This window comes from Myxococcus sp. AB025B, from assembly GCF_006518215.1.
GTDB lineage: Bacteria > Myxococcota > Myxococcia > Myxococcales > Myxococcaceae > Myxococcus > Myxococcus fulvus.
The window spans coordinates 1-7,059 of record NZ_SRLW01000410.1; the positions used below are offsets into that span (position 1 = coordinate 1).

6 protein-coding genes are annotated in these 7,059 nt (G+C 70.3%); 2 read left to right on the forward strand and 4 right to left on the reverse strand.

The window, feature by feature from the left end:
- Positions 1–371: 371 nt before the first annotated feature.
- Positions 372–1,523: a PAS domain-containing sensor histidine kinase gene (locus FL311_RS39295; RefSeq protein ID WP_228557383.1), complete on the forward strand. Its 1,152-nt coding sequence runs from the start codon at positions 372–374 to the stop codon at positions 1,521–1,523.
- A 79-nt stretch (positions 1,524–1,602) separates the two neighbouring features.
- Here the strand turns inward: FL311_RS39295 and FL311_RS39300 are convergent, their stop codons facing one another.
- From FL311_RS39300 to FL311_RS39310, 3 genes are all read right to left on the reverse strand, one after another.
- On the reverse strand, positions 1,603–3,135 hold the full coding sequence (locus tag FL311_RS39300; protein WP_141332775.1) for a hypothetical protein: 1,533 nt from the start codon (positions 3,133–3,135) through the stop codon (positions 1,603–1,605).
- Between the two features lie 191 nt (positions 3,136–3,326).
- Positions 3,327–3,881, reverse strand: coding sequence for a hypothetical protein (locus FL311_RS39305; RefSeq protein WP_194869562.1), 555 nt, complete (start codon positions 3,879–3,881; stop codon positions 3,327–3,329).
- A gap of 136 nt (positions 3,882–4,017) precedes the next feature.
- On the reverse strand, positions 4,018–4,395 hold the full coding sequence (locus FL311_RS39310; RefSeq protein ID WP_141332776.1) for a response regulator: 378 nt from the start codon (positions 4,393–4,395) through the stop codon (positions 4,018–4,020).
- A gap of 291 nt (positions 4,396–4,686) precedes the next feature.
- On the opposite strand from FL311_RS39310, the gene FL311_RS39315 reads away from it, so the two are divergent.
- Complete coding sequence (locus tag FL311_RS39315; protein ID WP_141332777.1) at positions 4,687–5,994, forward strand: serine protease; 1,308 nt, start codon at positions 4,687–4,689, stop codon at positions 5,992–5,994.
- A 143-nt stretch (positions 5,995–6,137) separates the two neighbouring features.
- Here the strand turns inward: FL311_RS39315 and FL311_RS39320 are convergent, their stop codons facing one another.
- Positions 6,138–6,587 carry a Fur family transcriptional regulator gene (locus FL311_RS39320; RefSeq protein ID WP_141332778.1) on the reverse strand — a complete coding sequence of 150 codons (450 nt, stop codon included), beginning with the start codon at positions 6,585–6,587 and terminating at the stop codon, positions 6,138–6,140.
- Between the last annotated feature and the right edge of the window lie 472 nt (positions 6,588–7,059).

Below are 7,059 nucleotides of genomic sequence, written 5' to 3' on the forward strand. Positions count from 1 at the left end.
CAGTCTCAAGCGCATGCGGTGCGGTTCCTTTCCGGGCCGGGGAGGGACGGCGATTCTACGAAGCCAGGGGAGGTGGGTTGAAGCAGGTGTCCCGCGCACGCCTGCCCTCCTGTCGGCCGGCTCACGGGGTGAGGGAAAAACCCCAAGGATTCGAGGAAGATTCCGGACGAGCGTGGGAGCTTTCTTCCACCATTGGACACACGGCCAGGGGGCGAGCGGTGACGGCGTCCAGCGACGTTGGTACACAGCCGAGGACGATGAGCCCCCGGCTTGGAGTGGCCCCTGATCTCGGCCCGGATGTGACGATGCCAGCCGGTGAGAGACCGCGGAATGCATCGCTCGGTCCAGGCGCCGTCTGCCTCGCGGACCTGATGTCCACCATGCCCGTGGGCATGGCGGTGGTGGACCGGGAGCTGCGCTTCGTGGAGGTCAGCGAGACGCTCGCGGCCCTCAACGGCAGGCCGCGCGAGGCCCACCTCGGGCGCCACATGGACGAGGTGATGAACCCCCACTCCTCGCTTGGCGACACCTCGCGCCGCGTGCGCCGCGTGCTGGAGACGGGCGAGCCGCTGGACGGCGTCGAAATCATCCACCGCGAGCCGGGCGGCGGCGTGGAGCGCACGCGCGTCTTCCGCGCCAGCTACCACCCGGTGCGCCGCGACGGCGTGGTCATCGCCGCGTGCATCTATGTGGAGGACCTCACTGAGCGCCGCCGCGTGGAGGCCCAGCGTGACGCGGGCGCGGCCCGGGAGCGCGCCGTGCGCGAGCAGGCCCTGCGCGAGACGCAGGAGGCGGTGCGCGCCCGCGACGAGTTCCTCAGCGTGGCCGCCCACGAGCTCAGGACGCCCCTCACCAGCATGCGGTTGCATCTGCAGCTCCTGCTGCGTCAGGTGGCGGGCGCGCAGCCCGCGCTGGGCGAGGAGCTGGCGCCCCGGGGCCAGGTGCTGGAGCGGCAGCTGTCGCGGCTGGGCAGCCTGGTGAACACGCTGCTGGACGTGTCCCGCGTGGCGGCGGGCAAGCTGAGCCTGGAGCCGCGCGAGCTGGACCTGGTGCAGGTGGTGCGGCAGATGGTGGACGCCTTCTCGGAGGAGTTCGCCCGCGCCGGCTGCGAATTGTCCGTGCACGTCTCCGGCACGCTGCCCGGGCAGTGGGATCCGCTGCGCGTGGAGCAGGTGCTGGTGAACCTGCTCTCCAACGCGGCCAAGTACGGCGCGGGCCGGCCGGTGGAGGTGTCGCTGGTGGGCGAGGGCACCATGGCGGTGCTGGCCGTGAAGGACCACGGCATCGGCATCTCCGAGGACGGCATGGCGCGGCTGTTCGGCAAGTTCGAGCGCGCCGTCTCCGAGCGCCACTACGGCGGCCTGGGCCTGGGGCTCTACATCACCCGTCAAATCGTGGAGGCCATGGGCGGCAGCATCACCGTGCGCTCCGCGCAGGGCCAGGGCTCCACCTTCATCCTGCGGCTGCCCACCCAGCCTCGCGCGGCCACCGCGCAGGGCGCCTCGGCGAGCCGGGCCCGCTGACTTGCGCGAAAGCGCCAGCGGGCGCCCCCGGAGTGTCCGGAAGGCGCCCGCCGTCACCGCGTCACGCTCCAGCGCGTCTTCAGTGCCCGCGCAGCACGTACACCTTGCCGTCGACCAGCACGTACAGCGCGCTGGGCGTCACGCGCGGGTCGTAGACGAGCTGCTGCACCTTGGAGCCGCCCACGCCCGGGACCTTCTCCAGCTGCTTCTGCGGCGTCAGGCGCCACAGGCCGCGTCCCTCGGTGCCCACGAAGAGCGAGCCGTCGTCGGTGGCCGCCAGCGCGGTGTAGCGGTCCGTGCCCGCGCCGTCGATGCGGACGTAGTCGGTGTCCGCGCTCTTGGTCGGGTCGTGCCGCGTGGGCTCGGCCTTGAACTGCCACAGGCCGCTGCCGAGCCCGGCCACGTAGTACAGGCCGTCCTTCGTCTGCTGGAAGCCGCGCCAGCGGTTCTGCGGGGCGACCTCCCAGCGCCTGTCCTCGGGCCCCGGGTTGACGGGGTCCACGAAGGTGTTGAGCCGGTAGATGGACAGCTCCGTGCCCTCGGGGATGCCCGCCTCGTGCTTCTCCCGGTCCCACCACTTGAGCTCCTTGTTGGGCGGGAGGATTCCAATCTTCCAGTCGTTGGCGATGAGCAGCTCGCCGGCCTGCGAGTAGCCCAGGCCGTAGGTGAAGCCCGCGCGCTGCGACTCCTTGACGACCTCCTGGTTCGGGTCCGTCGGGTGCGGCGTCCGGGTGAGCAGCCACCAGGCCGGGTGGCGGTGGCTGCTGTACTCGAGGTCGCGGATGCGCGTCACGCCGTGGTTGGTGCCGATATAGACCTCGCCCTCGTACGGGCCCTTCATGACCCGCATGCAGGACAGCACGGAGCGGTCCTCGTCGTAGTGGAAGTCGTTGCTGTTGCGGATGCCGATGGCCTCGTTGCGGCTGGGACGGCTGGTGCCCACCGAGCGGTACAGGTGCTCGCGCAGCACGATGTCCGTGCCGTCGCCGTTGAGCTGCACCAGGTCCATGTCGCCCTTCTGGAACTCGAAGTAGCGCGCCTCGTCGAAGTCGGCCTCGCCCCGGCCGGCGATGCGCTGGCCTCCCGGCACGTTGTCGTACGTGAGGTAGCCCACGTACGCCTCGCCCGCCTTGCCGCCGCAGATGACGGTGGAGCCGGTGGCCAGCTGGTGCGGCTCCGAGCCGAAGCCCAGGCTGGCCTGACCGATGGGCTGGCTCGTCCACACGAGCTTCTGCGTGTCCGCGCGCAGCACGCCGATGCGGTCCCCATCCAGCACCCAGATGTTGTGCGCGCCGTCCACGCCCACCGAGGCCACCTTGGGGATGCCGTACTTCGACGAGTAGTCCGTCAGCGCGTCCGTGGGCCACGGGCCCTCGGGCGTGGTGGGCACGCCGCCACCGTCGGGCACCGGGTCCGTGCCGCCATCGCCGCTGCCCGCGTCGGGCACCGGGTCCGTGCCTCCATCCCCCGCGTCCGGAGTGCCCGCGTCATCCGGAGGAGCCTGGACGTCGCCATCCGTCGGCCCCTTGCCGGTGCCGTCCGAGCTGTCGCAGGCCACCGCCGTCATCATCACCGCCACACCGACACACGCGCCCAACAGTCGTCGAATCACCGCTTCCTCCCGTCCCCGGTGTGGAGCAAGCGGCGTACCGGCCCTTGCGCACATGCACCGTCATGGAAAGAGGGAAGAAGGCTTCCCACCGTGGGCACCCGGGCGGCGTGACGTGGCACTGGAAATGACCAGGCCCGCCCCCGGAAGGGAGCGGGCCCGTGAGACTGTCATTCGAGCGACGGCGCCCGGACTCAGTGCACGGCGTCGTCGACGTCCTGCTTCACGTCCTCGCCGGCCTCCTCCACCTTGTCGCCGGCCTTCTTGGCGTCCTTCTCCAGGGTGTCCATGGCGCCGGAGCCGCCCGTGCCCTTGGGGCTGGTGGCGCGCAGCTCCACGGCGACGGCGTTGTCACCGTCCAGCTGGAAGCGCGCGCGCACCTCGGAGCCCTCCGGAATCTGGTCGGCCCGCACCTTCTTGCCGTCCAGCATCACCACCGTCTGGGCCTTCACGTCCAGCTCGGCGTCGGGCAAATCCTTGCGCGTCAGGTTCACGCTGTCGTCGTCGGCCTTCTTCAAGGTGCCCTTGAGGCTCAGCGAGTGCTCCTTCTTGAAGAGGTTGTCCTGCGCTTGTGCGTTGGAGGCCTCGCGGGTGGCGCCGTTGATGCCGCGGCCCACGTCGGTGGCGTTCACGCCCGTGTCCACGCGAGTGCCCGGGCTGGGAATCTGCGTCTGCGACGGCGCCGGTGCGCTCTGCGCGAAGGCGGCGGTTCCCAGACACACGGCGAACGTGGCGATGAGCTTCTTCATATGAGCGTCCCTCTCCCTTGGGTCCGTTGGATGACTTCTGGGAGCAAGGGTGGGGAGCCTGCCTCCCTCCGCCAACCCGCCCTGCATGGCGGGAGGGGGGCCGTCCGCAGAGCAGCCGGGCGGAGCAGGGACGACTTCAGTCGCCCTGGCTCAGCCGCTTCACCGTGGACAGGAGCTCGTGCAGGTCCAGGGGCTTGCGCATGCATCTGGCCACGTCCAGCTCGCGGGCGGCGGACTCCAGGTGCAGGTCCGCGCTGGCCACGACGACGGGGATGTCCGCCAGCGCCGTGTCATGGCGCAAGGCCTCGCGGAACGCGAAGCCATCCATGCGCGGCATCATCAGGTCCAGCAGGATGAGGTGCGGCGGCGTGTCCTGCTGGCGCAGCTGCGCGAGCGCCTCCAGCCCGTCCGCGGCCAGCAGCACCGCGTAGCCCTCCAGCTCGAAGGCGTCCTGCAGCGCGTCCCGGATGTCCAGGTCGTCGTCCACGACGAGCAGTGTCTGAAGCGCTTGCACCGGCTCTCCCCACCCTGGTCGGGGCCGACTCGCTCCCACACCTCCTCAACCATGGGGCCGCGGGTGTCAGGACGGAAGCTTCCGGCGGCCGGGCGGGGTGAATCACGGTTCACCAGCCGACGCCTGCCCCCTCCACCGCCCGCCCGGAGTGCGGGATTTGCAATGGAGTTGCTTTAATCGAGATACACGGAATAGGTTTTTATGCCGGTTTGCTCGTATTCCTGGATGCCGTGAAGATGGCGGCGGCGGCCCGCCTCCCAGGCGGGCGCTCATTTCCAGGGAGCAGTCCTCATGCGAACCATGTCTCGAGTTGCGGGCAGGAAGCTGTTGGGAACGATGCTGTGCGCGCTGACGATTTCGGCCTGTGGGCCGGCGCCGGAGCAGCAGGGCGAGCCGCAGCCGGAGCAGCCGCAGACGGACACCACGCAGCAGCCGGTGGTGTACGGCACCGATGACCGCCAGGACGTGTACGCGCACCCGGACGCGACGCTGCGCCAGCGCGCCGAGCAGTCCACCGTGGCGCTGATGACGACGTCCGACTACACGGTGGGGAGCAACGGCAACGTGACGTTCAACGCGTCCACGCTGCAGTCGGCGTACAACCTGTGCTCCAACCAGCGCTTCCTCACCGACCTGACGCCGGCGTTCTGCTCCGGCACGCTCATCGATGACGACCTGGTGCTGACGGCCGGCCACTGCATCACCAGCGCCTCGGCCTGCACCAGCACGCGCGTGGTGTTCAACTTCTACAAGACGGCGGCCAACACGCTCAAGCAGGTGACGAGCGCGGACATCTTCTCCTGCCAGTCCATCGTGGTGCGCCAGGTGACCTCCGGCACGCCCAACCTGGACTACGCCATCATCAAGCTGGACCGCGCCGCCACGCCGCGCTTCGTGCCCGCGCCCATCCGCGCCGGCAACGCCGCGCTGCCGGTGGGCACGGGCGTGACGGTCATCGGCTCGGGCAGCGGCATCCCGTTCAAGATTGATTCGGGCGGCAAGGTGCGCGACGCGCGCGCGGGCTCGCTGGACTACTTCGTCGCGACCACGGACACCTTCGGTGGCAACTCCGGCTCGGGCGTGTACGAGAACACCGGCTACACGGTGGCGGGCATCCTGGTGCGCGGCGAGACGGACTACGTGTCGAGCGGCAGCTGCCGCATCGTCAACACGTGCACGGAGACGGGCTGCCGCGGCGAGGACATCACCTACGTGCGCCCCGCGGTGAACGCGTACTGCGCGGTGGCCGGCAGCCTGCGGCTGTGCGGCACCACCCAGCCCCCGCCGTCCACCACCTTCACCTTCACCGCGTCCAACACCAACAACGCGCAGCAGAACACCACCAACCGCGCGGTGACGCTGGCGGCGGGCCAGACGATTCGCGTGGGCACCTGCTCGGTGAGCGGCGCCTCCGGCACGGGTGACACCTACCTGCGGCTGAGCAACGCGGCGGGCACGTCGGTGGCGAGCAACGACGACTCCTGCGGCACGCTGTCGTTCTTCTCGTACACGGCCACCACGGCGGGCACGTACACCATCCGCGCGGGCTGCTACTCGAGCAACAGCTGCAGCGGCACGGTGGCGTACACCATCCAGTAGTCCGCCGTCTCAGGGGCACGGGGCCAGCAAGCGCCCGTGCCGCGTGTCACCCGCTCGGGCCGTCCCTCTTGCAGGAGTCGGGAGGGCCCGGGCGTTCGTGTTTCACCCCGGCCAGCGCGCGTGGCGGCGCGGGGGGACGTCCTTCAGGCGCAGCGGTCGCAGAGGCCGCGCAGCTGCACGTCCACGCTCTTCTGGGCCACCGCGCGCGGCACGCCCTTGGAGGACGCGATGCGGATGGACTCCTCCGGCAGACACGCGACGGTGCCGCAGTCGGTGCAGGTGAAGTGCGGGTGGTTGCCGCTGTGCTCGTCGCCCGAGCGTCGCAGCTCGAAGCGCCACACGTGGTCTCCCAGGTCCGCGCGCACCACCAGCCCGGCCTCCGTGAGGTCCGTGAGGTTGCGGTAGATGGTCACCCGGTCATAGCCCTCGTCACCCAGCGCATCCACCAGGTCGGCGTGGCTCATTGGCGCGGTGGCCGACTCCAGCTCCCGGAGCACCGCCACGCGGGGCGCGGTGCTGCGCAGACCCGACGCGCGGATCCTCTCCTGGAAATCAGCGAGCTTCGGCTGCACGGCGATTCGTTTTGCTCCCATGATGTCTTTTCGCATAACCCATCCGCGGGACACTTTCACCTCGCCCGGAGTACGACGTCCGGCCTCGAGGACTGGAGTGGCTTGCCCGCCGGGTCCCCCCAGACTCCTGGATACGAGAGTGAGCACCAGGAGTCCAGGATACTGGTGCAATCCTTGTGCGTAATGATTCACCGCGCTTCCCGACTTCCGGTCAGTCACGCCTGGACGTCGGTGGACCCCGGAGGCCTTGGAGCGGCCACGCCAGCGTCGCGAGCCGGCGCGTGGGTGTCCGGCGCACGACAGTGTCCGCCGGGTGTCCCAGGGCCTCCCCGCGCGCGGCGAGGTGTCCGGGCGTCCAGTGATTCCAGGGTGCAGTTGCAACTCATGAGTCACCGGTGACGCGGTGCCCCGGGCACGGCGGCGACCGGGTGGGTGCGGCCGGGCCCGGGCCCGTCGCGGTGGCCCCGGCCGAGCGGAGCGGGGGGCCGGGGGG

What these genes read in the sequence shown, in the direction of transcription:
- FL311_RS39295 (WP_228557383.1), top strand. Translation starts at nt 372, where the DNA reads ATGTCCACCATGCCCGTGGGCATGGCGGTGGTGGACCGGGAGCTGCGC.
- FL311_RS39305 (WP_194869562.1), bottom strand. Translation starts at nt 3,881, where the DNA reads ATGAAGAAGCTCATCGCCACGTTCGCCGTGTGTCTGGGAACCGCCGCC.
- FL311_RS39315 (WP_141332777.1), top strand. Translation starts at nt 4,687, where the DNA reads ATGCGAACCATGTCTCGAGTTGCGGGCAGGAAGCTGTTGGGAACGATG.
- FL311_RS39320 (WP_141332778.1), bottom strand. Translation starts at nt 6,587, where the DNA reads ATGGGAGCAAAACGAATCGCCGTGCAGCCGAAGCTCGCTGATTTCCAG.